Below are 25878 nucleotides of genomic sequence, written 5' to 3'. Positions count from 1 at the left end.
CGAACTGGAACTTACTCTAATTTCCGATTGGCAATATCTATTATTAGACTGGAAATGAGGAGTACGACCATGAAGTTAGCAAACCTGAGTATCGGCAAGCGCCTGGCGCTGGGTTTCGGCGCCGTCAGCCTGATGCTGGTGCTGATCAGCGCCCTGAGCAACGCCTCCATCCTGCGCCTGAACAACGGCACCAGGGAGATCGTCGAGCACCGCATCCCGGCCATCGAGATGAGCAACCGGGTCGAGGCCCAGATCAGCATCATCGCCATCGCCGTGCGCAACATGATGCTCAACGACGATCCGGCCGACCGCCAGCGGCAGGTCCAGGCGATCGAGGACGCGCGCAAGGTGATGACCACGACCCTGGTCGAGATCGAGCCGACCCTGATGGCGCACGCCGAATCGATCGGCATCCTGCGCCGCATGGAAACGGCCAGCGCCAGCTACCTGGCCGGCGCCGACCAGCTGGTCAAGCTGATCCAGGCGGGCGAGGACGCGCAGGCCAGGGCTTATCTTCTCAATGAGCTGCGTCCGCGCCTGGGCATCCTGAAGGAAGCCACCGGCGCCGAGCTGGCGCTGCAAAAGCAGTTCAGCGCGGCGGCGGCGCAGGACGCGGCCACGACCTACGGCAGCACCATCCGCCAGACCTGGGGCCTGGGCCTGTTCGCGCTGGCGCTGGCCGCGGGCATCGCCTTGTGGATCACGCGCTCGATCACGCGACCGGTGGCGCGCGCGCTGGAAGTGGCCAACACCGTGGCCGCGGGCGACCTCACCAGCCGCATCGAGGTCACCACCCGCGACGAAACGGGCCAGCTGCTGCAGGCCCTGAAGACCATGAACGACAGCCTGGCGCGCACCGTCGGCGCCGTGCGCGCCGGCACCGACACCATCGCGGTCGCGGCCGAGCAGGTCGCCGCCGGCAGCCTCGATCTGTCGAGCCGCACCGAGCAGCAGGCCGGCGCGCTGGAAGAAACCGCGTCGTCGATGGAAGAGCTGACCTCGACCGTGCGCCAGAACGCCGACAATGCGCGCCAGGCCAACAAGCTGGCCGAATCGGCGTCCGGCGTGGCCGCGCGCGGCGGCGAAGTCATCCACCAGGTGGTCGGCACGATGGACGAGATCCAGGCGTCTTCCAGCAAGATCGGCGACATCATCGGCGTCATCGACGGCATCGCTTTCCAGACCAATATCCTGGCGCTGAACGCGGCGGTGGAAGCGGCGAGGGCCGGCGAGCAGGGGCGCGGCTTCGCGGTGGTGGCGACCGAGGTGCGCAACCTGGCCCAGCGCTCGGCGGCGGCAGCCAGGGAAATCAAGGAGCTCATCGGCGACTCGAGCGACAAGGTGGCCAACGGCAGCCGGCTGGTGGCCCAGGCCGGCGCCACGATGGAGGAGATCGTCGACAGCGTGCGCCGGGTGACCGACATCATGGCCGAGATCAGCGCGGCCAGCCTGGAGCAGACCGCCGGCATCGAGCAGATCAACGGGGCGGTGGCGCAGATGGACGAAGGCACGCAGCAGAACGCGGCCCTGGTCGAGGAAACCGCCGCCGCATCGAATGCGATGCAGGAGCAGGCGGCGCGGCTGGCGCAGGCGGTGGCGGTGTTCCGGATCGCTGCCGGCCCGGCCGTGGAAGCGCCACGGCCCGTCGTCCGGGCGCCGGCGTCCAGGCGCCCTGCGGTTGCCGGTCCTGCGGCGGCGCCGGCGTTCTGAAGAAATCGAACGACAAAGAAATCGACAGGCCAAACAAAAACGGCAAGCCGCAAGGCTTGCCGTTTTTGTTGGCGTATTTCTTTGCAACCCGCACCGGGTGACGGGCACCCGGCTTGAGGCAGAGTCGCTTAGAACGAGTGACGCACGCCGATGTTGTAGACCTGTGGGTCCGCGCCGAAGGCGGTTGCAGGCAGGGCGATCGCGTTGCCCGAGCCAGCCAGCGTGAACACGCCGGTGCCGTTGTTGCGCAGTTTGGCGTACGAAGCGTACACGTTGGTGCGCTTCGACAGGGTGTAGGTGTAGGCCAGGGTGATTGCCTTGCCTTCCGCATCGCCCAGTTCCTGCTCTTGCTGCTGGTAGTTCAGGTAGACGCGGCTGGCGCCGAAGCCGTACGACACGCCGGCGTTCATCTGCTCGTACTTGTTGTCGATGCCGTTGGCGAATTCAGGATCGGCCGCCAGGTAGCCGCCGCGCAGTTCGAAGTTGCCGAACTTGTAGCCCAGGCCGACGCCGTATTCCTTGCTGTCGCCGCTCGGCAGGTCTTCACGATTCTGGTAGCCGGCGCCGACGTAGAAGCCCGCGTTCGCGTATTCCAGCGCCACACCGGTGATGTCGCCGGTATCCTGCAGGTCGGTCTCGTTACGCTCGCCCGCGCCGTAGGCTGCGCGCAGGGTGAAGCCGTTCAGGGCATTGCTCTGGTAGTTGACCGAGTTGTCCAGGCGGCGGGTCAGGCGGTTGGTGCCGAACGATGCCAGGTTCGAGCCGTAGAAGCCCTGGCCCAGGGTGTCCGAAGCGCTGGCGACGGCGGCGATCGGACCGTATTCACGGCCGACGGTCACGGTGCCGAAGGCGCCTTGCAGGCCGACCACGGCGCGGCGGTCGAACATGCGCGAGTTGGTCGCGCCGGTGTCGGCGGCGATCGCGGCTTCGATGTTGAACAGGGCTTTCAGGCCATTGCCCAGGTCTTCGGTGCCACGGAAGCCGAGACGGCTTGCCGACTGGGTGCCCGACGACACGACGGTGCGGCTGCTTTCGCCTGGCGCATCGTTGTTCTCGACGCCGATCGAAGCGTCGATCAAGCCGTACATGGTGACGCTGGTTTGTGCTTGGGCGACCAGCGGCAGTGCCGACACGATGGCGATGGCAAGAATTTTGTGCTTCATGGATGTCTCTCCAGTGTTTGTTTGTGAAATAGCCTATCCATCATGACATGCCAAGTGGACATTTGTCATCGGGCACGGTCCAATCGGAACAGGGTCGAAACCCCTCATTGACAAGCGAAAATTGCCCTTGTTCGACACCGCTTTTCATAGGAGAACCCTGTATTGGCGGGCTTTCTGTGAGCCTAGCGCAGGCGCGCCGCGCACTTTCAAATAATTGCCAATAATCAACTTATTGCGTTGCAATAACGCCACATTTTCGCCCTTGACATCTGTTGCAGTGCGCAATAACGGTGCGGGCTCGATGCGGAGCGGTAAGCGGCAGCCGCCGCCGAAGCGTGCATATATAGCGGCTCACGCTATTGCTCAAGATCAAATGGCAGTTCACATCGTTGTCATCGCACTATGCTTATGCGCTTTTTGCACCGCGGTAGTGCATCGCGATTTGCCGTTCCAGCGTCATCTTTCACGAGGAGCTTGACAGAAGCCTCGATACTTAAATCGGTATCGGAGCGCCAGAAAAATTGATTGGAACGTTCTCGATGGGCCGCCTACCATCATTGTCGAGTAGTACATAAATACAGCCGGATACCGGCATATAACGACAAAGGAGACATATGAAACGGTATGCACCGGGCTTCGTCACGCCCGTACTTTCCCCTGCCTCTCGGCCTGCTTCTCGTCCTGCTTCTCGTCCTGCTTCTCGTCCTTCTTCCCGCCGCTTCGCCCTGCGCGCCACCGTCGCCGCCCTGGCCGGCGCCGGCCTCGGCCTGACGTGCGCCACCGCGGGCGCCCAGGAAGCCGTCCCGCCCGACGCCGTGGTGACCGTCACCGGCACCCGCCAGGCTGCCCAGAGCGCCCAGGCCATCAAGCGCGACGCCGAGCAGCTGCTCGACTCCATCGTCGCCGACGACATCGGCAAGTTCCCCGACAAGAACGTGGCCGAGATCCTGGGCCGGGTGCCGGGCGTGCAGGTGATCCGCCAGAACGGCGAAGCGGGCAACGTCGTCATTCGTGGCCTGGGCGGCATCGTCACCCTGTACAACGGCCGCGAGATGTTCACCGCGGCCGGCCGCAGCCTGTTCCTGGCCGACGTGCCGGTGGCGATGCTGCAGCGGGTCGACGTCTATAAATCGCAGGGCGCCGACATGGTCGAAGGCGGCACCTCGGGCGTGATCGACGTGCGCACCAACCGTCCGTTCGACTTCAAGGGGGCCCAGGCCGCCTTCAACTTGCGCGGCGAACACCGCGACAAGGCCGACAAGGTCGACCCCAACGTCTCCGGCCTGCTGTCGAACCGCTGGAAGACCGGCATCGGCGAGATCGGGGTGCTGGGCGGCCTGTCCTACCAGCGCGGACGCTACCACGACGAAACTGCCTTCGTCGGCGAGCCGCGCACCCTCGACAGCGGCGTGATCGGCGCGCCGTCGATGGGGCGGGTGATGACCGGCGGCGACCGCGAACGCCTGGCCGGCAACCTGTCGGTCCAGTGGCGGCCGACGAGAGACCTCGAGGTCTATGCCGAGAGCTTCTCGACCAGGATCGAGCACGATTCGCAGAGCATCTTTTTTGTTGGCGACCTGCCGATCAACAACCCGGGAGCGACGGTCACCACCATGCCCGGCTCGAACTACCTGGGCTCGATCAGCCACCCGGACGTGAATACCTTCACCCTGAGCTCGACCCAGGCGCGGCGCGAGGTCGCCGAGACCCACCAGGCGGCGGTCGGCGCGATCTGGAAGGCGATGCCCGGCGTGCGCGTGAGCACCGAGCTGGTTCGCACGATCAGCAAGCACGGCATGAAGAACCCGATCCTGGACACCGTGATGGACCGCTCCAAGGCCATCCACGCCGAGGTGCGCGACGGCGGCGGCTACCTCGCGTACCCGGGCACCGATATGACGGACCCCGCCAACTGGACCATGTTCGCCCTGTTCGACAACCACAACCGCTCGCGCGGCGCCGCCAACGACTGGCGCGGCGACGTGGCCTGGACGCCTGAGAATGACGGCTTCTTCAGGGAACTCAGCGCCGGGGTGCGCTACGCGGAACGCGACGCCACTTTCGTCCACGAGCTCAATGGCCACTCGCCGGCTCCCAATCTGTGGTCGCCGAACGCCATCCGCGTCACCGACTTCCCGGGCCTGAACTGCACCAGCCCCGAGACCGGCGGCAACTATGGCATGAACCAGTTCTACGCGCCCTGCATGGATTACCTGCTGGACCACACCGGCGACATCCGCCAGGCGATCCGTGGCGACCGCGATCCGCGGCCGGACAATCCGCAATCGTTCTATGCCGACCGCGAACAGACCAGCGCCGTCTACCTGAAGGCCAATTTCGGCTTCGACGCCTGGTCGCTGCCGATCGACGGCAGCGCCGGCCTGCGCTATGTGAAGACGAAGCAGCGCATCAGTGGCTTCTCGGCGCGCGAGGGCGTGGTGTCGCCGACCACGGTCTCGTCCACCACCAGCGACGTGCTCCCGAGCCTGTCGCTGCGGGCGCACTTTCGCCAGGACCTGATCGGCCGCCTGTCGGCCAGCAAGGCGATCGAGCGCGCGCCATTTGCCGACTATAACCCGGGCCTGGCGCTGTTCCCGTCGACCACGACCACCCTGGCCACCGGCACCGCCGGCAACCCGAACCTCAAGCCGCAAGAGGCGCGCAACGTCGACCTGGCCCTGGAATGGTATTTCGCGCCGGCCGGCTCGATCACCGGCACGCTGTTCCAGCACGACTACGACAACTACCTGCGCCGCAGCGCGCGTCCCGAGGTGCACGATGGCGACACCTATAACGTCAGCCGCCCGTATAACGCGGTCGAGGGCAAGCTGAAGGGCGCCGAGCTGGCCTACCAGCAGTTCTACACCCAGCTCCCGGGCTGGCTGGGCGGTCTCGGCATGCAGGCCAACGTCACCTGGATGGATGGCGGCCTGGCCGAAGCGGACGGCACCATCAACACCTTCGCCGGCATGTCGAAGCTGTCGGCCAACGTGGTCGCCCTGTACGAGTACGGCAAGTGGTCGGCGCGCCTGGCCTACAGCTGGCGCGACAAGTTCACCGCCGAGTACAACTACCGCGCGCTGCCGTACAACATCGTCGTCGATCCGCTCAAGACCCTGGACGCTTCGGTGTCGTACAAGCTGACCGACAGCCTGACCCTGACCCTGGACGGCAGCAACCTGCTGGACCAGGCCTACCACGACTACCACAGCGTGCCGCAGCTGCCGCGCGACGTGCGCCGCTATGACCGGGTGGTGGGGCTGGCGCTCAGGTGGCGCAACTGAGGACGATGAACGTGCACACGCAAAAGCTCTCGACCCTCGAAAAAGTCGGTTTCGGCGCCGGCGACATGGCGCTCAACGTCGTGATCTCGTCGATGATGTTGATCATCACCTTCTTCTATACCGACATCTACGGCCTGCGCACGGCCGACCTGGCGGCGCTGTTCGTCGCGGTCAAGGTGGTGGGGGCGCTGGCCGACCTGGCGATGGGGCAGGTCAACGATGCGGTGCTGACGCGCTGGGGGCGCTACCGCCCCTGGCTGCTGCTGCTCGCGCTGCCCTATGGCCTGTCGGTGTTCCTGGTATTCAGCACGCCGGAATGGAACTATGACGCCAAGCTGGTCTGGGCCTACGCCAGCTACATCCTGATGACCCTGATGACGGCGGGCGTGGGCATCCCCTACATCTCGCTGATCAGCGGCCTGACGTCCGACCCGCAGCAGCGCCTGTCGGCCAACGGCTACCGCCTGTTCTTCGCCAAGGTCGGCGCCTTCATGGTGACCATCGTGGTGCCGATCCTGGCCGACGCCTGGGGCGGCGCGAATCCGGCGGCCGGCTACCAGGCCGCGATGGTGCTGATGGCGGCGGTGGGCGTCCTGCTCTTCGCGTTCTGCTTCTTCACCACCACCGAGCGCGTGGTGCACAAGGTCGAGAAGCAGCCTTTGACCGAGCAGGTGCGGTTGCTGCTCAAGAACGACCAGTGGCTGATCCTGTGCGCCGTGTGCGTGACCGGCACCATCGGCTACGTGATCCGCGGCTCGGTGGCGATCTACTACGCCAAATACTATTTGAACGGCGACACCGCCACCGTGTCGGCCTTCCTCTCGACCGGCGTGGCGGCGGCGATCCTGGCCATGGTGGTGTCCACCTGGACCACCAAGTTCTATTGCAAGGTCAAGCTGTTCCGCAATTCGCAGATCATGGTCGCGGTGCTCAGCCTGATGCTCTACTTCCTGGTGCAACCCGGCGACATGGCGCTGGCCTTCGCGCTGTACTTCCTGCTGTCGCTGGTGGTCGACCTGCATGCGCCGGTGTTCTGGTCGGCGATCGCCGAGACCATCGACTATGGCCAGGTCAAGACCGGCAAGCGCGTCTCGGGCTTCGCCTTCGGCGGCATCTCGGTGTGCCAGAAGGCCGGCATGGCCATCGCCGGCGGCCTGGTCGGGGTGCTGCTCGACGTCTTCGAATACCAGCCGAACCAGGCGCAGTCGGCGCTGGCGCTGCAGGGCATCGCGCTGATGCTGTCGGTGATCCCGGGGTTCTTTCACTTTCTCATGGGGCTTCTGATGTTCAAGTACCGGATCAGCGACGACTATTACAGCAGCGTCAAGGAAGACATGCGCGCGCAGGGCTACGCGACCACCTGAACCACGAAGCGAGACACGAGATGCAAGAAACGATCCTGAGACCCCTGATCGAGCAACGCGCCGATCCCTATATCTACAAGCACAGCGACGGGTATTATTACTTTACGGCCTCGGTCCCGCTCTACGACCGTATCGAACTGCGCCGCGCCACCACGATCGACGGCCTGGCGAGCGCGCCGACGGTCGACGCCTGGATCAAGCCCGACACCGGGCCGTATTCCGAACTGGTGTGGGCGCCCGAGCTGCACTTCAACCAGGGCGCCTGGTACGTCTATTTCGCCGCCGCCCCGAGCCGCGAGATCAAGCACCAGCTGTTCCAGCATCGCATGTACGCGATCCGCAACACGAATGCCAATCCGCTGGAAGGGGAGTGGGAATTCATGGGCCAAGTCGACACCGGCATCGACAGCTTCTGCCTGGATGCCACCACCTTCACCCACCAGGGCCGGCTGTACTACCTGTGGGCGCAGAAGGATGTCGAGATCGAGGGCAATTCGAACCTGTACATCGCGCCGATGAAGACGCCGTGGCAGATCGAGGGCAAGCCGGTCCTCATCAGCCGTCCGGAGCACGACTGGGAAACCATCGGATTCCGGGTCAACGAGGGTCCATCCGTGCTACGCCGCAACGGCAGGATCTTCATCAGCTACTCGGCCAGCGCCACCGACCACAATTACGCGATGGGCCTGGTGTGGGCCGACGAGGATGCCGACCTGCTCGACCCGGCAGCGTGGACCAAGTCGGCGCAGCCCGTTTTGCGGTCGTGCTACGATCACGGCGTCTATGGCCCGGGCCACAACAGCTTTACCTATGCCGAAGACGACGACACCGTCATGCTGGTCTACCATGCGCGCACCCATACCGAGATCGTCGGCGATCCGCTCTGGAATCCGGACCGCCACACCTTCGTGAAACCGCTGCGCTGGGACGAACAGGGCATGCCGCTGTTCGGCCGTCCTTCCACTTATTGATGACATCTGGAGATCGATACAACGTGCAAACCGGTATCACGCAAGCGCCATTCGGCCAGCTGCCCGACGGCAGGGCCATCACCCAGTTCACGCTGACCAATGCCGGGGGCATGGTGGCGAAGATCATCGACTATGGCGGCATCATCACCGAGCTGCATGCGCCCGACCGCGACGGCAACCTCGCCGACGTGGTGCTGGGTTTCGACACGCTCGAGCCCTACCGCACGGATAGCCCATATTTCGGCGCGCTGATCGGCCGCTACGGCAACCGCATCCGGCACGGACGCTTCACGCTCGACGGCCAGGAAGTCCAGCTGCCGGTCAATAACGGCAGCAACCACCTGCATGGCGGGCCGGATGGTTTCGATCGCGTCAAGTGGGAGGCCACGATCGACGGCGCCAGTCTGCGCCTGCAGTACCGCAGCGCCGATGGCGAGATGGGCTATCCCGGCAACCTCGATGCGACCGTCACCTACACGCTCCTGGATACTAACGAGCTGGTGGTGTCCTTCCACGCCGTCACCGACAAGGCGACGCCGGTCAACCTGACCCAGCACAGCTACTTCAACCTGGCCGGCGATGGTGACATCCTCGGCCACGTATTGAGCATCGAGGCCGACGCTTTCGTGGCCATCGACGCCGAATCGATCCCGACCGGCGAACTGACGCCGGTGACGGGCACGCCGTTCGACTTCCGCATGCCGCGCGCGATCGGCGAGCGCATCGGCCAGCCGGACAAGCAGCTGCGCCATGGCGGCGGCTATGACCACAACTTCGTGCTCAACAAGCCGCAGGGCAAGGCATTGAGCCGCGCGGCGCGCGTGTCCGAACCGACATCGGGACGCGTGCTGGAATTGTGGACCGAGGAGCCGGGCGTGCAGTTCTACAGCGGGAACTTCCTCGACGGTTCGCTGGCGGGCAAGGGCAGGACCTACCAGCACCGCAGCGGCTTCTGCCTGGAGCCGCAGCACTTCCCGGATTCGCCGAACCAGCCGCTGTTCCCGAACGTGATCCTGCGTCCGGGCGAGGCATACCAGACCGAGTCGCGCTTTCGCTTCCTGGTGGAGCCGGGCGCATGATGGAAGTGCTGCTCGACGCCGGGCACGAGCTCGGCGAATGCGTGCTGTGGTGCGAGCGCACTGGCCGGCTGCTGTGGACCGACATCCCGGCCGCGACCCTGTGGTCGCATTCGCCGTCCAGCGGGCGCACCGTCTCCTGGCGCATGCCCGAGCGCCTGTGCAGCTTCGCGCTCACCGGCAGCGACGATCGCTTGCTGCTGGGGCTTGCCTCCGGCCTGGCCTTCTTCACTTTCTCGACCGGCAAGGTCACCCGCATCGTCGACGTCGAAGCGGACAATCCATCGACGCGCCTGAACGATGGGCGTTGCGACCGCCAGGGGCGCTTCGTGTTCGGCATGTTCAACCAGGACGAGAACCCCAAACGCGCGGTGGGCGGCTTCTATCGCCTGAACCTCGACCTGTCGCTGGAATCGCTGCCGCTGCCGAAGGCGGCGATCGCCAACAGCATCTGCTTCAGCCCCGACGGCCGGCGCATGTATTTCGCCGACTCGCAAGAGAAGGCCATCCTGTACGCCGACTACAACCCCTGCAGCGCCGAAGTCGGGCGGGTGCACACCTTCGTCGCGGCCGATGCCGCGCCGGGCGAACCGGATGGTTCCACGGTCGATGCCGAGGGTTACCTGTGGAGCACGCGCTGGGGCGCGGGGCAGGTGAGGCGCTTCGCACCAAGCGGCAAGCTGGATCGGGTGATCCCGCTCGCCGCGCCGCAGCCGAGCTGCCCGGCTTTCGGCGGGCCAGGTCTATCGACCTTGTTCGTCACCAGCGCGCACGTGGGCATGACGGCGCGCGACCGGGATGCTGCGCCGCTGTCGGGCGCGGTGTTCCAGCTGCCCCTGGACGTGCGCGGCCTGCCCGAAGCACGCTTCCTGCACCGCTGACCTTCCATCCTGGCGGCCAGCGCCGCCCCATCTCCCGCCGATCCACCCGCTGATCGATACTGAAAACGGTATCGACGTCGCCAAAAATGTGATTGGAAAGTTATCTGGCTGGTCTTTACCATTACTCTCATCAGGAGACATGGGCCAGGCTCGACGCCTCGCTCGGCCAAGAATAAACAGGAGATCTGCATGTCCGGGGAAAAGAAAAAGACGCCGCTGCGCTCGGCGGCGTGGTTCGGGACGCAAGACAAGAACGGTTTCATGTACCGCAGCTGGATGAAGAACCAGGGCATTCCCGACCATGAATTCCAGGGCAAACCCATCATCGGCATCTGCAATACCTGGTCCGAACTCACTCCCTGCAACGCCCATTTCCGCAAGCTGGCCGAACACGTCAAGCGCGGCATCCTGGAAGCCGGCGGCTTCCCGGTCGAATTCCCCGTGTTTTCGAACGGCGAATCGAACCTGCGGCCGACCGCCATGCTGACCCGTAACCTGGCGTCGATGGACGTCGAGGAGTCGATCCGCGGCAATCCGATGGACGCCGTGGTGCTGCTGGTCGGCTGCGACAAGACCACGCCGGCCCTGCTGATGGGCGCGGCCAGCGTCGACCTGCCGACCATCGTCGTCACCGGCGGCCCGATGCTCAACGGTAAACTGAACGGCAAGGACATCGGTTCCGGCACCGCCGTCTGGCAGCTGCACGAGCAAGCCAAGGCCGGCGCCATCACGATGCACGAATTCCTGTCGGCCGAAGCGGGGCACTCGCGTTCGGCCGGCACCTGCAACACCATGGGCACGGCGTCTACGATGGCCTGCATGGCCGAGGCGCTGGGCACCTCGCTGCCGCACAATGCGGCGATTCCCGCCGTGGATGCGCGGCGCTACGTGCTGGCCCATATGTCGGGCATCCGCATCGTCGAGATGGTGCACGAAGACCTGCGCATCTCGAAGATCCTCAAGCGCGAGAACTTCGAGAACGCGATTCGCGTGAACGCGGCGATCGGCGGTTCGACCAATGCCGTGATCCACCTGAAGGCGATCGCCGGCCGCGTCGGCGTGCAGCTCGAACTCGAGGACTGGACCCGCATCGGCAAGGGCACCCCGACCGTGGTCGACCTGCTGCCGTCGGGCCGCTACCTGATGGAAGAGTTCTATTACGCCGGCGGCCTGCCGGCGGTGGTCCGGCGCCTGGGCGAAGGCGGCCTGATTCCGCACCGGGACGCATTGACCGTCAACGGCAAGTCGCTGTGGGAGAACTGCGTCGACGCGCCGATATACAACGACGAGGTGGTGCGCCAGCTGGACAATCCGCTGATCGCGGACGGCGGCATCTGCATCCTGCGCGGCAACCTGGCGCCGCGCGGCGCGGTGCTGAAGCCGTCGGCGGCGTCGCCCCACCTGATGCGGCACCGCGGCCGCGCGGTGGTGTTCGAGGATTTCGACCACTACAAGGAGCGCATCCTCGATCCCGACCTGGACGTGGATGAGAACTGCGTGCTGCTGATGAAGAACTGCGGGCCGAAGGGCTATCCGGGCATGGCCGAAGTGGGCAATATGGGACTGCCGCCCAAGCTGCTGGCCAAGGGCATCACCGACATGGTGCGCATCTCGGACGCGCGCATGAGCGGCACCGCCTACGGCACCGTGGTGCTGCACGTGGCGCCTGAGGCGATGGCCGGCGGCCCGCTGGGCATCGTGCAGGACGGCGACATGATCCAGCTCGATTGCCATGCCGGCCTGCTCAACGTGGAGCTGAGCGATGAACAGATCCGCGCGCGGCTGGCGGATCGGGCCGAGAAAGCCGCGCCCGTGCAGCATAGCGGTTACCAGCGGCTGTACCTGGACCATGTGATGCAGGCCGATGAAGGGTGCGACTTCGATTTTCTCGTCGGGTGTCGCGGGTCGGCGGTGCCGAAGCATTCCCATTGAGTCGATGGAAAGCGTCAATCACCATAATATAAAGGAGACCCGAACCATGCTGCTCGTCCAATTTCTGACCGAATCGAATGAACGCCGCGTCGGCATCCTGAACGACGCCACCATCCGCATCATCGACGGCTATGCCACCACGCTCGACCTCGCGCGTGCCGCGATCGCGCAGGGCAGGGGCCTGGCGCACCTGGCCGACAGCGCCGCCGGTGCGCAGCAGGTCGCCTATGACGAGCTGGCCGCTGCCAGCCGTATCCTGCCCCCGGTCGACCATCCCGACCCCGCCCACTGCTACGTCACCGGCACTGGCCTGACCCACCTGGGCAGCGCCGACACGCGCGACAGCATGCACAAGAAGATCGGCGGCGACATCGAGGCCCTGAGCGACAGCATGAAGATGTTTCGCCTGGGCGTGGAAGGCGGCAAGCCGGCGCCCGGCACGCCCGGCGTGCAGCCGGAATGGTTCTACAAGGGCGACGGCTCGATCCTGCGCGCCAGCGGCCAGGACCTCGACATGCCGGCGTTCTCGCTCGACGGCGGCGAGGAGCCGGAAATCGCCGGCCTGTACCTGATCGGCGACGATGGACAGCCCTACCGCCTGGGCTATGCGATCGGCAACGAATTCTCGGACCACGTCACCGAACGCCAGAACTACCTCTACCTGGCGCACTCGAAGCTGCGCAACTGCGGTGTCGGTCCAGCGCTGCTGGTCGGCGAGCTGCCGGCCCACGTGGCGGGCGTGTCGCGCGTCATTGGCCTCGACGGCCAGGTGCGCTGGGAGAAGGCGTTCGTCAGCGGCGAAGACAATATGTCGCACACGCTGGAAAACCTCGAACATCATCACTTCAAATATGGCCTGTTCAAACGCCCGGGCGACGTGCACGTCCACTTCTTCGGCACCGCGACCCTGAGCTTTGCCGACGGCGTCCAGGTCGCGGCGGGGGAGACCTTCGAGATCGAGGCGCCGGCTTTCGGTCCGGCCCTGCGCAACCGCCTCGCCGTGCATGACGCCCCGTTCGTCAAGGTCAAGCGCTTATGATGCAGTAAGCCGGCCCGCAGAGGCTTCGGCTCGATAACAGGATGGAGACAAGCATGGAACAGATGGGGAACTACCCCAGCCTGCGGGACAAGCGGGTATTCGTGACGGGAGGCGGCAGCGGCATCGGCGAAGCGATCGTGCAGGCCTTCGTGGAGCAGGGCGCGACCGTCGCCTTCGTCGACATCGCGCAGCAGGCCAGCGAGGCGCTATGCGCGCGGCTGGCCGATGCGGGGCCACATGCCCCGGTCTACCGCCATTGCGACATCATTGACATCCCGGCGCTGCAGCGCACGATGGCCGAACTGGCCGCGCAGCTGGGCGACTTCGACGTCCTGGTCAACAATGCGGCCAACGACCAGCGCCACGACATCCAGGACGTCTCGCTCGACTACTGGAACGAGCGCATCGCCATCAACCAGCGTCCGATGTTCTTCACCTGCCAGGCGGTCCTGCCCGGGATGAAGAAGAAGGGCGGCGGCTCCATCATCAATTTCAGCTCCATGTCGTGGCATGCCAAGGGCGCCGGGTATCCGGTGTACGCCACCACCAAGGCGGCCGTGATCGGGCTCACGCGCAGCCTGGCGCGCGACCTGGGGCCGTTCGGCGTGCGGGTCAACACGGTCACGCCGGGCTGGGTCATGACCCAGCGCCAGGTCGAGCTGTGGGTCGATGCGGCGGCGGAAGTCGAGATCGGGAAGGCGCAGTGCCTGCCGGGCAAGCTGATGCCCGACGATGTCGCGCGCATGGTGCTGTTCCTCGGCGCCGACGACAGCAGGATGTGCACGGCGCAGGATTTTGTCGTGGATGCCGGCTGGACCTGATCGATCCGCACGTCCGCACGATTCCTTCACGCCCCAGTCGTCCACCCGTTACCATCGTTGCCGCTTGCGTGGCGACGATGGACCATTGGAGTCCGCCATGACCGCATCCCGCTCCACCGCACTGCTCGTCCTTGGAACACTCTGCGCCCATGCGCACGCCGCGCCTCTCAGCAGCCCCGACCGCCACATCGCGGTCGATGTTGGCGTCTCGGCGGACGGCGCGCTGACCTACTCCGTCGCCCGCGACGGCACGCCCGTCATCCTGCGCTCAAGCCTCGGCCTGGCGGTGCAGGGCGCCGACCTGACCACGGGCTTGAGGCTGGCCGCCAGCTCGCCGGTCAAGCCGATCGAAGACCGCTACGAACTGGCCACCGCCAAGAAGCGCCACATCACCTACCGCGCCAACGAACAGACTCATACCGTGCGCAATGCCCAGGGCCAGGCCATGGACGTGACCTTCCGCGTCTCGAACGACGGCGTCGCCTTCCGTTACCGCGTCGCCGGCAAGAACCTGAAATTCGTCCGCGAAACCTCGGCCTTCGCCTTCGATCAGTCCACGAAAGCCTGGCTGCAGCCGATGTCGGTCGCCCAGACCGGCTGGTCGAACACGAATCCCTCCTACGAAGAACACTACCAGCGCGAGATCCCGGTCGGCACGCCGTCGACCCTGGGCGCCGGTTGGGTGTTCCCGGCGCTGTTTCGCACCGGCGAAACCTGGGTCGCGCTCACGGAGGCGAACCTGGACGGCAGCTTCCATGCCTCGCGCCTGCACACCGATTCGCCCGGCGGCGTCTACCGCATCGACGTCCCGGCCGCGCCCGAAGTGTTCACGGACGGCGCGCTGCTGGCCGAGTCAAAGGGCGATCTGGTCACGCCGTGGCGCATCATCGCACTGGGCAGCCTGCGCACGCTGGTGGAATCGACCCTCGGCACCGATCTCGCGGCGCCCGCGATCGCCTTCGACAAGGCGAAGGTCCAGCCCGGCCACGCATCCTGGAGCTGGGCGCTGCTCAAGGACGACGGCACTTACATCGACACCCAGAAGCGCTTCGTCGACTACGCCGCCGACATGGGGTGGGACTACACGCTGGTCGATGCCGACTGGGACCGCAAGATCGGCTTCGAACGCATGCGCGAGCTGGTGACCTATGCGTCTGCGAAGAAGATCGGCATCCTGGTCTGGTACAACTCGTCCGGCGCCTGGAACAAGACGCCATACAGCCCGAAGGGAGCGCTGCTCACCCGCGCAGCGCGCGTGCGCGAATTCGCACGCCTGCGCGACATGGGCGTCAAGGGCGTCAAGATCGACTTCTTCGCCGGCGACGGCAAGTCGATGGTCGCCTATTACGTCGACCTGCTCCAGGACGCGGCCGATGCCGGTCTGCTGGTGAACTTCCACGGCGCCACCTTGCCGCGCGGCTGGTCGCGCACCTTCCCGAACCTGATGACGGTGGAAGCGGTGAAGGGCTTCGAGTTCACCACCTTCGACCAGAAGGACCAGGATGCGATGCCGCCGCACGCCGCCATGCTGCCGTTCAGCCGCAACCTGTTCGATCCGATGGACTACACGCCGCTGGTGTTCGGCGACATCCCCAGGATCAAGCGCGTCACGCGCAACGGCTTCGAGCTGGCCGAGGCGGTGCTGTTCCTGTCCGGAATCCAGCACGTCGCCGAGCGGCCCGAAGGCATGGCCGGCGTTCCCGACTACGTGAAACAGCTGCTGCGCGACCTGCCGCGCAGCTGGGACGACGTGCGCTTCATCGACGGCTACCCGGGTCGCCATGCGGTCATCGCGAGAAAGAGCGGCGACAGCTGGTATGTGGCCGGATTCAACGCGGACAGTGAAGAGCGCAGCCTCGACCTCGACCTGTCGTTCATCGCGGGACGCAGCGGGACCTTGACCACCGACGGCGATGGCGAGCGCGCATTCAGCCAGGCCCCGATCAAGGCGGGCAAGTCCAGCGTCCGCATCAAAGCGCGCGGCGGCTTCGTCGCGGTATTCAAATAAGACTGACTAAAACCAGGAGACATCAGTGAAAGCACTCAAGCCCCTCATCCTCGCATGCAGCCTTGCCGCCTTGCCGGTTCTGACCTTCGCCCAGGTGAGCGTGTCGGTCGACACCACCAAGCCGGGCCCGGTCATCAACAAGAACGTGTACGGCCAGTTCGCCGAGCACCTCGGCACCGGCATCTATGAGGGGCTGTGGGTGGGGCCGGATTCCAGGATTCCGAACACCCGTGGCTGGCGCAACGACGTGGTGGGGGCGCTGAAGGAACTGAAGGTGCCGCTGGTGCGCTGGCCGGGCGGCTGCTTCGCCGACGAGTACCACTGGCGCGACGGCATCGGCGCGCGCAACAAGCGTCCGGTCAAGGTCAACACCCACTGGGGCGGCGTGGCCGAGGACAACGCGGTCGGCACCCATGAGTTCTTCGACCTGGTCGAGCTGCTCGGCACCGAAGCCTACGTCAACGGCAATCTGGGTTCCGGCACCCCGCAAGAGATGGCCGAGTGGCTCGAGTACATGACCTCGGATACCAAGTCGTCGCTGGCCGAGCTGCGGCGCAAGAACGGTCGCAAGGAGCCGTACAAGGTCGCCTATTTCGGCATCGGCAACGAGGCCTGGGGCTGCGGCGGCAACATGAAGCCGGAGTATTATGCCCACCTGTACAACCACTACGCTACCTTCCTGAAGACGCCGCCGGGCGCGCGGCCGAAGATCGTGGCCAGCGGCGGCAACGACAACGACACCAAATGGACCGATGTGTTGAGCCGCGAAGCCGCGCGCGGCACCGACGGCATCAGCTACCACTACTACACCTTGCCGACCGGCGTCTGGGAGAAGAAGGGCGCCGCGACCGGCTTCCCGGAATCGGAATGGTTCTCGACCATCCAGCAGACCCTGCGCATCGACCAGCAGATCAGGCAGAACATCGCCGTCCTCGACAAGAACGATCCGCAGAAGAAGATCGGCTTTTATGTCGACGAGTGGGGCACCTGGTACGACGTGGAGCCGGGCACCAATCCGGGCTTTCTGTTCCAGCGAAACACGATCCGCGATGCGGTCGTGGCGGCGCTCAACTTCAACATCTTCCACGAGTACGCCGAGCGGGTGCGCATGACGAATATCGCGCAGATGGTCAACGTGCTGCAGGCGATGATCATCACCGACAAGGAAAAGATGCTGCTCACGCCGACCTACCACGCCTACAAGATGTACATCCCGTTCCAGGACGCGACCAAGCTGCCGGTGGCAATCGACAACGACGTGGCCTATTCGAGCAATGGCAAGGCGGTGCCGGGCATCAGCGCCACGGCGGCGCGCGCCAAGGACGGCAAGGTCTATGTCGCCCTGGTCAACACGCACCCGACCCGCGCCAGCGATGTGGCGCTGAACGTGGCCGGCCTGAACGTGGGCGGCGTCTCGGGCCAGGTGCTCACGGCGGAGAAGATGGATGCCCACAACACCTTCGAGCAGCCGCAGGCGGTCAAGCCGGCGCCGTTCAGCGCGAAGGCGGCCGATGGCAAGCTGACGATCAAGGTGCCGGCCAAGGCCGTGATGGTCTTCGCCGTCGAGGCGTGAGGTGAAGGCCGCGCGCGCAATCGCGGCTGTAGCGATGGCGGTATTTTCTTTACTGGCCGCGCTGACCGGTGCGGCATACGCCGCCCAGGTCGGCGTGCACGATCCGGTCATGGCAAAACAGGGCGATCGTTACTACCTGTTCAGCACCGGCCCGGGCATCACCTTCTACAGCTCGAGCGACATGAAGACCTGGAAGCCGGAAGGACGCGTATTCCCGGAAGGCCCGGCGTGGGCGACAAAGGCCGCGCCGAGCTTCAACGGCCATGTCTGGGCGCCCGATATTTATCACCATGACGGCAAGTACTATCTGTACTACTCGGTGTCCGGCTTCGGCAAGAACACCTCGGCCATCGGCGTGACCGTCAACAGCACGCTGGACCCGCGTGCGCCCGGCTACAAATGGGAAGACCAGGGACTGGTGGTGCAGTCGGTGCCGGGCCGCGACCTGTGGAATGCGATCGACTCGCACGTGATCGACGACGAGAAAGGCACGCCGTGGATGTCGTTCGGCTCGTTCTGGGGCGGCCTCAAACTGGTGAAGCTGGACGCCAGCCGCACCCGCCTGGCCGAACCGCAGGAGTGGCATACGATCGCCCGCCGCGAGCGTCCGGCCTTCACGCCGGACGAAGAAGCCGCGCCGGCGCAGATCGAGGCCCCCTTCATCTTCCCGAAGAACGGCTGGTACTACCTGTTCGCGTCGTGGGACCTGTGCTGCAAGGGCAAGGACAGCACCTACAAGGTGGTGGTGGGACGGTCGAAGAGCGTCACCGGTCCCTACCTCGACCGCAATGGCGTCGACATGGCCAGGGGCGGCGGTTCGCTCGTGATCCAGGGCGACGGCGATTGGCAGGCGCTCGGCCATAACAGCGCCTATACCTTCGACGGCAAGGACTATATGGTGCTGCACGCCTACGAGACCTTTGATAAGTACCGGCAGAAGCTGAAGGTGCTGGACATGACCTGGGACGGCGACGGCTGGCCCGTGCTCGACCAGAAGGACCTGAACCGCTACCAGAGCGTGCTGCAACAATGAAAACCCACATCGCCGCCTTGAGCCTGATGGTCGCCGGCGCCTGGGCGCAGGCGGCCGAGCTGTTTCCGCTGTCCGCCGTGCGCCTGGGCCCTGGTCCCTTCCTCGACGCCCAGACCACCAACCTGAACTACCTGATGGCGATGGAGCCCGACCGCCTGCTGGCGCCGTTCCTGCGCGAAGCCGGCCTGCAGCCGCGCCAGCCCAGCTACGGCAATTGGGAGTCGACCGGACTGGATGGCCATATGGGCGGCCACTACCTGTCGGCGCTGGCGCTCATGCATGCGTCGACCGGCGACCAGGAAGCCCTGCGCCGCCTGAACTACTTCGTGGCCGAGCTCAAACGCGCACAGCAGGCCAACGGCGACGGTTATCTCGGCGGCATTCCCGGCGGACGCCAGGCCTGGCGCGACATCGCGGCCGGCAAGCTGGAGGCCGATAACTTCTCGGTCAACGGCAAGTGGGTGCCCTGGTATAACCTGCACAAGGTATACGCCGGCCTGCGCGACGCCTACCGTTACGCCGGCAACGAGGATGCGAAGGCCATGCTGGTGCAGCTGTCCGACTGGGCGCTGGCCTTGACCTCGAAGCTGTCGCCGGAGCAGATGCAGACCATGCTGCGCAGCGAGCATGGCGGCATGAACGAGATCTTCGTCGACGTGGCCGAGATGACGGGCGATCGCAAATATCTCGAGCTGGCGCTGGCCTTCTCGCACCAGGCCGTCCTGCAGCCGCTGGCGAGAAAGCAGGACCAGCTGACCGGCCTGCACGCGAACACCCAGATCCCGAAGGTGATCGGCTTCCAGCGCATCGCCGACATGACGGGACGGCAGGACATGGGAGAAGCTGCGCGCTTCTTCTGGCAGACCGTGGTCGACAAGCGCACGGTGGCGATCGGCGGCAACAGCGTCAAGGAGCACTTCCACAGTACCGACGACTTCGAGCCCATGGTGCACGAGGTCGAAGGCCCGGAGACCTGCAACACCTATAACATGCTGAAGCTGACCGGGATGCTGTTCCGGTCGGAGCAGAAGGGTACATACGGCGACTACTACGAGCGGGCGCTGTACAACCACATCCTGTCGTCGCAGCGGCCGGAAGGCGGCTTCGTCTACTTCACGCCGATGCGGCCGAACCACTACCGCGTGTATTCGCAGGTGGACAAGGGCATGTGGTGCTGCGTCGGCTCGGGCATCGAAAGCCACGCCAAATACGGCGAATTCATCTACGCGCGCGACAAGGACACGCTGTTCGTGAACCTGTTCGTCGCCTCGACCCTGGACTGGAAAGACAAGGGCGTCAGGATCACCCAGGCGACGACGTTCCCGGATGCCGACACCACACGCCTGACGGTCGACGGCGAGGGCCGGTTCACGATGAGGATCCGCTACCCGGCATGGGTAGCGCTGGGCCGGATGAAGGTGCGGGTCAACGGCGCAGAGGTGAAGATCGACGCCCGGCCGGGCGGCTATGCGTCGATCGAGCGCGCCTGGCGCAAGGGCGACCGGGTCGACGTGCGGCTGCCGATGACCACCCACCTTGAACAAATGCCGGGCAAGTCGAATTACTACGCCGTGCTGCATGGCCCAGTCGTGCTGGCCGCGCGCACGCGCATGGTGGGCGACGACAAGCTGAATTACCTGGCCGACGACTCACGCATGGGCCATATCGCCTCGGGGCCGACCTGCCCGCTAGAGGCGGCGCCGATGTTCGTCAGCGATTCGACCGATTTCGTCGCCCGCTTTAAGCCGGTGGCCGGCAAGCCGCTGACGTTTACCGCGCCGGACCTGGTGCACGGCGCGGATGGGCCGCGCACCGAGTTCATTCCTTTCTTCCGCCTGTACGAATCGCGTTACACGATGTACTGGCAGCATGCGACGCCGGGCGGACTGAAGGCGCAGCAGGCCGCGAATGCGGCGCGCGAGGCGGACCGGATTGCGCTGGATGCCAGGACCATTGACCAGGTGGCGCCGGGCGAGCAGCAGCCGGAGTCGGATCACTTCTTCAAGGGCGAGGGCGTCGACGCCGGGATCAACAACGGGCGGCGCTGGCGGCATGCGACCGGGTGGTTCAGCTATGAGCTGAACGATCCGAAGAAGGAGGCCAGGGTGCTGCGCCTGGCCTTCGCGAAGGCGGACGCGGGGCGGCGGTTCGACATCCTCGTCAACGGGCAGGCGCTGGTGAACGTGACGTTGACGGCCGATGCAAAGGAAGACATCTATACGGTCGATTACCCAATCCCTGATGCGGTACGCATGAAGACGAACGGAAAGCTCAGCGTGCGGTTCGTGGCCAAGCCCGGATCGATTGCCGGCGGCTTGTACGGGCTCAGGCTGTTGCGATAGTTGTTGATGCCGAAAACCGTATCGCAATTATCAAAAAAGTGATTGGAACAGTATCTCAGTTTGGCCTAGGATTGCAGAACAATAATATCGGAGACAAAGTGATGAGACTCGCCCGCAGGAACCTCCTGGGTGTCGCAGTTGCCTCGACGGTGGCCGCAGCAATCGCGCCAGCCACCGCCTTCGCCGCCAAGCCCCTCACCATCGGCTTCTCGCAAGTCGGCGCCGAAAGCGAATGGCGCACCGCCAACACCGCCTCCATCAAGGACGCCGCCAAGAAGGCCGGCATCAACCTCAAGTTCGCCGACGCCCAGCAACGCCAGGAAAACCAGGTGAAAGCGATCCGCTCCTTCATCGCCCAGCGCGTCGACGTCATCGCATTCTCCCCGGTCGTGGAATCCGGCTGGGACACCGTGCTGCGCGAAGCCAAGCGCGCCAATATCCCCGTCATCCTGACCGACCGCGGCGTCAAGGTCAGCGACGAGTCGCTGTACGTCACCTTCCTCGGTTCCGACTTCGTGGAGGAGGGCCGCCGCGCCGCGCGCTGGCTGGTCGAGCATGCGAAAAAGAATCCGACCCGCGCCTACAACATCGTCGAGCTGCAGGGCACGGTCGGCTCGGCCCCGGCCATCGACCGCAAGGCCGGCTTCGCGGAAGTCATGAAGCTTGAACCGCGACTGAAGATCATCCGTTCCCAGACCGGCGACTTCACCCGCGCCAAGGGCAAGGAGGTGATGGAAGCCTTCCTCAAGTCCGAGGGCAAGAACATCACCGTGCTGTACGCGCACAACGACGACATGGCGATCGGCGCCATCCAGGCGATCGAGGAGGCCGGCCTCAAGCCGGGCAAGGACATCCTGGTCGTGTCGATCGATGGCGTGCGCGGCGCGTTCGAGGCCATGTTGCAGGGCAAGCTGAACGTGACCGTCGAATGCAACCCGCTGCTCGGCCCGCAATTGATGGAAGCGGCCAAGGCGATCAAGGCTGGCAAGCCGCTCTTGAGGCGCATCGTGGTGCAAGAAGGTGTCTTCCCGGCCGAAGTCGCAGCCAAGGAATTCCCGAACCGCAAATATTGAGGCGGCCATGCTCGCCTCGACCACGGTAATGCCGGTGCTCGACGTTACCGGCATCCATAAACAATTCCCGGGCGTGAAAGCGCTGTCGGAGGCGGGCCTGCGCCTGTATCCGGGCGAAGTCCATACCCTGATGGGCCAGAACGGGGCCGGCAAGTCCACCCTGATCAAGGTGCTGACGGGCGTCTACCAGCCGGAGCGCGGCAGCATCGTGCTCGATGGCGAGCGCATCGCGCCGCGCTCGACCCAGCACGCCCAGGAACTCGGCATCAGCACGGTGTACCAGGAAGTGAACCTGTGCCCGAACCTGTCGGTCGCCGAGAACATCTTCATCGGCCGCTATCCGCGCCGCTTCGGCATGATCGACTGGCGCAGGATGCGGCGCGATGCCGCCGAACTGCTGGCGCGTTTGCAGGTGAATGTCGACGTCAAGCAGCCGCTGGCCAGCTATCCGCTGGCGATCCAGCAGATGGTGGCCATCGCCCGTGCCCTGAACATCTCGGCCAAGGTGCTGATCCTCGACGAACCCACGTCCAGCCTCGACGAGGCCGAGGTGCAGTTGCTGTTCTCGGTGCTGAAAAACCTGCGCGCGCAGGGCATGGCGATCCTGTTCGTCACCCACTTCCTCGACCAGACCTATGCGATCTCGGACCGCATCACGGTGATGCGCAATGGCGAGCGCGAAGGCGAGTACCTGTGCAGCGAGCTGTCGCGCCTGGCGCTGGTGAACAAGATGATCGGCGTGGCCGCCGACACCAGTGAGCAGCCGCAGACCTGCATCGAAGAGGGCCACCAGGCCGGCCCGACCCTGCTGCGCACGAAAGAACTCGCACGCCGCGGCGTGCTGGCGCCGCTCGACCTGACCATCAAGCAGGGTGAACTGCTGGGCCTTGCCGGCCTGCTGGGTTCCGGGCGCACCGAGACCGCGCGCCTGCTGTTCGGCGCCGACAAGGCGGACGATGGCGCGATCGAGATCGGCGGCCGTTCGACCACCTTCGCCACCCCGCGCGACGCGATCCGCGAGGGCATCGGCTTCTGCTCCGAAGACCGCAAGCACGAGGGCGCGATCCTCGACCTGTCGGTGCGCGAAAACCTGATCCTGGCCCTGCAGGCGCGCCAGGGATTGCTGCGCGCTATCCCACTGCGGCGCCAACAGGCGCTGGCCGACTATTACGTCAAACAACTGGGGATCAAGACGGCGAGTATCGAGACGCCGATCGGCACGCTCTCGGGCGGCAACCAGCAAAAAGTGCTGCTGGCGCGCTGGCTGGCCACCGAGCCCAGGCTGATGATCCTCGACGAACCAACCCGCGGCATCGACGTGCGGGCAAAGCAGGAAATCATGGACTATGTCACCACGCTGTGCCGCAAGGGCATGGCCATCCTGTTCATCTCGTCCGAACTGCCCGAGGTGCTGCGCGTCTCCGACCGCATCGTCGTCATGCGCGACCGCAAGGCCTGCGGCGAGTACCGCCGTGGCGAGCTGGACGAGAGCTCGGTGCTGCACGTGATTGCAGGGGAGGGCTGCCGATGATCGTCAAGGAACAAGCGTCCGTGGCGGCGGCCACGCCAGCTGCAAAGCCAGTACCGCCGGTGCGCGCCTCGCTGCTCTCCCGGGCGCTGGCGCACCACCTGCTGCGCCCCCTGGCCGCGCTGGCCGCGCTGCTGCTGATCGATTTTCTTCTCGTCCCCGGTTTCTTCCGCCTGGAGATCAAGGACGGTCACCTGTACGGTTCCCTGGTCGACATCGTCAACCGCGCCGCGCCGTTGATGCTGGCGGCGATCGGCATGACCTTGGTGATCGCCACGCGCGGCATCGACATCTCGGTCGGCGCCGTGGTGGCCTTGTCCGGCACCGTGGCGTCGATGCTGATTGGCGGGACGATGGTGATCCAGGACGGCGTGCCGGTCTACGTGGCCGAGACGCCGATGCTGCTGGCGATGGCCGCCGCCCTCGGCGTCGCGCTGCTGTGCGGCCTGTGGAATGGTCTGCTCGTCGCCGGCCTGGGCCTGCAACCCATCGTCGCGACCCTGATCCTGATGGTGGCGGGCCGCGGCCTGGCGCAGTTGCTGACCGACGGCCAGATCGTCACCGTCTACTATCAGCCGTTCTTCTTCCTCGGCAGCGGCTACCTCTTCGGCCTGCCGTTTGCGCTGTTCGTGGTGGCTGCGGTAGCCGGCGTCACCGCGCTGCTGCTGCGCCATACCGCGCTCGGGCTGTTCATCCAGGCGGTCGGCATCAATCCGGTGGCCGCACGCCTGGCCGGCATCCGCACCGCGGCCCTGATCGTGTTCGTCTACGTGTTCGCCGCCGCCTGCGCCGGCATGGCGGGGCTGATGATCAGCTCCAACGTCAAGAGCGCGGACGCCAACAACGCCGGCCTGATGCTCGAACTCGACGCCATCCTGGCCGTGACCCTGGGCGGCACCTCGCTCGCCGGCGGCAAGTTCAGCCTGGCCGGCTCCATCGTCGGTGCGCTGATCATCCAGACGCTTACCTACACCATCTATTCGCTGGGCGTGCCGCCCGAGGTCAATATGGTCGTCAAGTCGGTCGTCGTGTTCCTGGTCTGTATCTCGCAGTCGGACCAGTTCAAGCGCCTGTGGAAGCGGAGGGCGGCATGAACGCGGTCGTCGAGCACGCACGCAAGCTGTCAAGCGCGCCGTCCTTCACCTCGCTGGTCACGGTGGTGTTGCTGGCCGCGATGCTGCTGATCGGCGGCGCCCTGTATGAAGGATTCCTGTCGCTGCAGGTGATGCTCAACCTCCTGATCGACAACGCCTTTCTCCTGGTGATCGCGATCGGCATGGGCTTCGTCATCCTCTCGGGCGGGATCGACCTGTCGGTCGGGGCCGTGCTGGCGCTGTCGACCATGATCGCGGCCTGGCTGCTGCAGGTGGCGCATTGGCCGCCGCTGGCAGTGGTCGCCACCGTGCTGGCGCTGGGCTTCCTGTTCGGCGGCGGCATGGGGGCCGTCATTCATTACTTCCGCCTGCAGCCCTTCATCGTCACCCTGGCCGGCATGTTCCTGGCGCGCGGCCTGTGCTACCTGATCAGCATCGAGTCGATCACGATCGAGGATCCGCTGTTCGTGGCGATGTCGCAGACGCAAATCCCGTTCTTCGGCGGCTTTCTCTCGCCCGGCGCGCTGATCGCGCTCGCCATGCTGGCGTTCGCGGTCTGGCTCGCGCACTACAGCGCTTTCGGGCGCGCCGTGTACGCGGTCGGCGGCAACGAGCAGTCGGCCGCGATGATGGGCCTGGCGGTCGGCCGCACCAAGATCCTGGTGTATGCCTTCAGTGGCTTCTGCGCCTCGCTGGCGGGCCTGCTGTTCGCGTTCTACATGCTATCCGGCTACGGCTTGCATGCGCAGGGCACCGAACTCGATGCGATCGCCGCCGTCGTCATCGGCGGCACCCTGCTCACCGGCGGCTACGGCTACATCCTGGGCGCGCTGTCCGGCGTGCTGGTGCTGGGCACGATCCAGACCCTGATCGCCTTCGACGGCACGCTCAGCTCGTGGTGGACCAAAATCGTGATCGGCGGCCTGCTGTTCGTGTTCTGCGTGGTGCAACGCGTGATGGCGTTCAAATCGACATGACTCGCCGCC

General features: G+C 65.4%; 18 protein-coding genes. 17 read left to right on the top strand and 1 reads right to left on the bottom strand.

Annotated features, from left to right (window positions below):
• Positions 1–69 precede the first annotated feature (69 nt).
• The gene (locus tag ABIB42_RS14425) at positions 70–1710 is read left to right on the top strand and encodes a methyl-accepting chemotaxis protein (RefSeq protein ID WP_429248542.1); all 1641 of its coding nucleotides are present in this window, start codon (positions 70–72) and stop codon (positions 1708–1710) included.
• 128 nt (positions 1711–1838) lie between these two features.
• Here ABIB42_RS14425 and ABIB42_RS14420 read toward each other — a convergent pair whose 3' ends face one another.
• Positions 1839–2873, bottom strand: a complete 1035-nt coding sequence (locus ABIB42_RS14420; protein WP_005668723.1) for a porin — start codon at positions 2871–2873, stop codon at positions 1839–1841.
• A gap of 614 nt (positions 2874–3487) precedes the next feature.
• Here ABIB42_RS14420 and ABIB42_RS14415 point away from each other — a divergent pair.
• From ABIB42_RS14415 to yjfF, 16 genes are all read left to right on the top strand, one after another.
• Entirely contained in the window at positions 3488–6157 is a 2670-nt protein-coding gene (locus tag ABIB42_RS14415) for a TonB-dependent receptor (RefSeq protein WP_429248541.1), read from the top strand.
• Between the two features lie 5 nt (positions 6158–6162).
• Positions 6163–7521 (top strand): MFS transporter, encoded by a 1359-nt coding sequence (locus tag ABIB42_RS14410; protein WP_005668725.1) that lies wholly within the window; start codon positions 6163–6165, stop codon positions 7519–7521.
• 20 nt (positions 7522–7541) lie between these two features.
• Positions 7542–8492: a glycoside hydrolase family 43 protein gene (locus ABIB42_RS14405; RefSeq protein ID WP_429248540.1), complete on the top strand. Its 951-nt coding sequence runs from the start codon at positions 7542–7544 to the stop codon at positions 8490–8492.
• 23 nt (positions 8493–8515) lie between these two features.
• The gene (locus ABIB42_RS14400; protein WP_040777038.1) at positions 8516–9571 is read left to right on the top strand and encodes an aldose epimerase family protein; all 1056 of its coding nucleotides are present in this window, start codon (positions 8516–8518) and stop codon (positions 9569–9571) included.
• Positions 9568–10449, top strand: coding sequence for an SMP-30/gluconolactonase/LRE family protein (locus tag ABIB42_RS14395; RefSeq protein ID WP_005668728.1), 882 nt, complete (start codon positions 9568–9570; stop codon positions 10447–10449). The genes ABIB42_RS14400 and ABIB42_RS14395 overlap by 4 nt, the downstream gene beginning before the upstream one ends.
• Positions 10450–10638: 189 nt before the next feature.
• Positions 10639–12381, top strand: a complete 1743-nt coding sequence (locus ABIB42_RS14390; protein ID WP_005668729.1) for an IlvD/Edd family dehydratase — start codon at positions 10639–10641, stop codon at positions 12379–12381.
• A gap of 46 nt (positions 12382–12427) precedes the next feature.
• Positions 12428–13420, top strand: a complete 993-nt coding sequence (gene araD1 / locus ABIB42_RS14385) for an AraD1 family protein (protein ID WP_005668732.1) — start codon at positions 12428–12430, stop codon at positions 13418–13420.
• 53 nt (positions 13421–13473) lie between these two features.
• Complete coding sequence (locus ABIB42_RS14380) at positions 13474–14241, top strand: SDR family NAD(P)-dependent oxidoreductase (RefSeq protein ID WP_429248539.1); 768 nt, start codon at positions 13474–13476, stop codon at positions 14239–14241.
• Between the two features lie 97 nt (positions 14242–14338).
• On the top strand, positions 14339–16249 hold the full coding sequence (locus ABIB42_RS14375) for a glycoside hydrolase family 97 catalytic domain-containing protein (RefSeq protein ID WP_429248538.1): 1911 nt from the start codon (positions 14339–14341) through the stop codon (positions 16247–16249).
• A 25-nt stretch (positions 16250–16274) separates the two neighbouring features.
• On the top strand, positions 16275–17822 hold the full coding sequence (locus ABIB42_RS14370; RefSeq protein ID WP_429248537.1) for an alpha-N-arabinofuranosidase: 1548 nt from the start codon (positions 16275–16277) through the stop codon (positions 17820–17822).
• A 34-nt stretch (positions 17823–17856) separates the two neighbouring features.
• A complete protein-coding gene (locus tag ABIB42_RS14365; RefSeq protein ID WP_229520365.1) occupies positions 17857–18855 on the top strand; it encodes an arabinan endo-1,5-alpha-L-arabinosidase in 999 nt (332 codons plus the stop codon).
• On the top strand, positions 18852–21197 hold the full coding sequence (locus tag ABIB42_RS14360; protein ID WP_429248536.1) for a beta-L-arabinofuranosidase domain-containing protein: 2346 nt from the start codon (positions 18852–18854) through the stop codon (positions 21195–21197). Before ABIB42_RS14365 ends, ABIB42_RS14360 begins: the two co-directional genes overlap by 4 nt.
• Before the next feature lie 101 nt (positions 21198–21298).
• Complete coding sequence (locus ABIB42_RS14355; RefSeq protein ID WP_429248535.1) at positions 21299–22270, top strand: ABC transporter substrate-binding protein; 972 nt, start codon at positions 21299–21301, stop codon at positions 22268–22270.
• Positions 22271–22277: 7 nt separating this feature from the next.
• Positions 22278–23801, top strand: coding sequence for a sugar ABC transporter ATP-binding protein (locus ABIB42_RS14350; RefSeq protein WP_429248534.1), 1524 nt, complete (start codon positions 22278–22280; stop codon positions 23799–23801).
• Entirely contained in the window at positions 23798–24892 is a 1095-nt protein-coding gene (locus ABIB42_RS14345; protein ID WP_312487508.1) for an ABC transporter permease, read from the top strand. Before ABIB42_RS14350 ends, ABIB42_RS14345 begins: the two co-directional genes overlap by 4 nt.
• Positions 24889–25869 (top strand): galactofuranose ABC transporter, permease protein YjfF, encoded by a 981-nt coding sequence (gene yjfF, locus ABIB42_RS14340; RefSeq protein WP_184234858.1) that lies wholly within the window; start codon positions 24889–24891, stop codon positions 25867–25869. The genes ABIB42_RS14345 and yjfF overlap by 4 nt, the downstream gene beginning before the upstream one ends.
• Positions 25870–25878 lie beyond the last annotated feature (9 nt).

The sequence above is a fragment of the Massilia sp. UYP32 genome (genome assembly GCF_050434365.1).
In the GTDB taxonomy this organism is placed as follows: Bacteria; Pseudomonadota; Gammaproteobacteria; order Burkholderiales; family Burkholderiaceae_D; genus Telluria; species Telluria timonae.
This window is presented reverse-complemented; position numbering and strand designations above follow the sequence as displayed.

Excerpts from the sequence above, each read along its gene's own strand:
- ABIB42_RS14375 (WP_429248538.1), top strand. The coding sequence starts at position 14,339 with ATGACCGCATCCCGCTCCACCGCACTGCTCGTCCTTGGAACACTCTGC.
- yjfF (WP_184234858.1), top strand. The coding sequence starts at position 24,889 with ATGAACGCGGTCGTCGAGCACGCACGCAAGCTGTCAAGCGCGCCGTCC.
- ABIB42_RS14360 (WP_429248536.1), top strand. The coding sequence starts at position 18,852 with ATGAAAACCCACATCGCCGCCTTGAGCCTGATGGTCGCCGGCGCCTGG.
- ABIB42_RS14380 (WP_429248539.1), top strand. The coding sequence starts at position 13,474 with ATGGAACAGATGGGGAACTACCCCAGCCTGCGGGACAAGCGGGTATTC.
- ABIB42_RS14365 (WP_229520365.1), top strand. The coding sequence starts at position 17,857 with ATGGCGGTATTTTCTTTACTGGCCGCGCTGACCGGTGCGGCATACGCC.
- ABIB42_RS14420 (WP_005668723.1), bottom strand. The coding sequence starts at position 2,873 with ATGAAGCACAAAATTCTTGCCATCGCCATCGTGTCGGCACTGCCGCTG.
- ABIB42_RS14390 (WP_005668729.1), top strand. The coding sequence starts at position 10,639 with ATGTCCGGGGAAAAGAAAAAGACGCCGCTGCGCTCGGCGGCGTGGTTC.
- ABIB42_RS14415 (WP_429248541.1), top strand. The coding sequence starts at position 3,488 with ATGAAACGGTATGCACCGGGCTTCGTCACGCCCGTACTTTCCCCTGCC.
- ABIB42_RS14345 (WP_312487508.1), top strand. The coding sequence starts at position 23,798 with ATGATCGTCAAGGAACAAGCGTCCGTGGCGGCGGCCACGCCAGCTGCA.
- ABIB42_RS14355 (WP_429248535.1), top strand. The coding sequence starts at position 21,299 with ATGAGACTCGCCCGCAGGAACCTCCTGGGTGTCGCAGTTGCCTCGACG.
- ABIB42_RS14425 (WP_429248542.1), top strand. The coding sequence starts at position 70 with ATGAAGTTAGCAAACCTGAGTATCGGCAAGCGCCTGGCGCTGGGTTTC.
- ABIB42_RS14405 (WP_429248540.1), top strand. The coding sequence starts at position 7,542 with ATGCAAGAAACGATCCTGAGACCCCTGATCGAGCAACGCGCCGATCCC.
- araD1 (WP_005668732.1), top strand. The coding sequence starts at position 12,428 with ATGCTGCTCGTCCAATTTCTGACCGAATCGAATGAACGCCGCGTCGGC.
- ABIB42_RS14395 (WP_005668728.1), top strand. The coding sequence starts at position 9,568 with ATGATGGAAGTGCTGCTCGACGCCGGGCACGAGCTCGGCGAATGCGTG.
- ABIB42_RS14410 (WP_005668725.1), top strand. The coding sequence starts at position 6,163 with ATGAACGTGCACACGCAAAAGCTCTCGACCCTCGAAAAAGTCGGTTTC.
- ABIB42_RS14350 (WP_429248534.1), top strand. The coding sequence starts at position 22,278 with ATGCTCGCCTCGACCACGGTAATGCCGGTGCTCGACGTTACCGGCATC.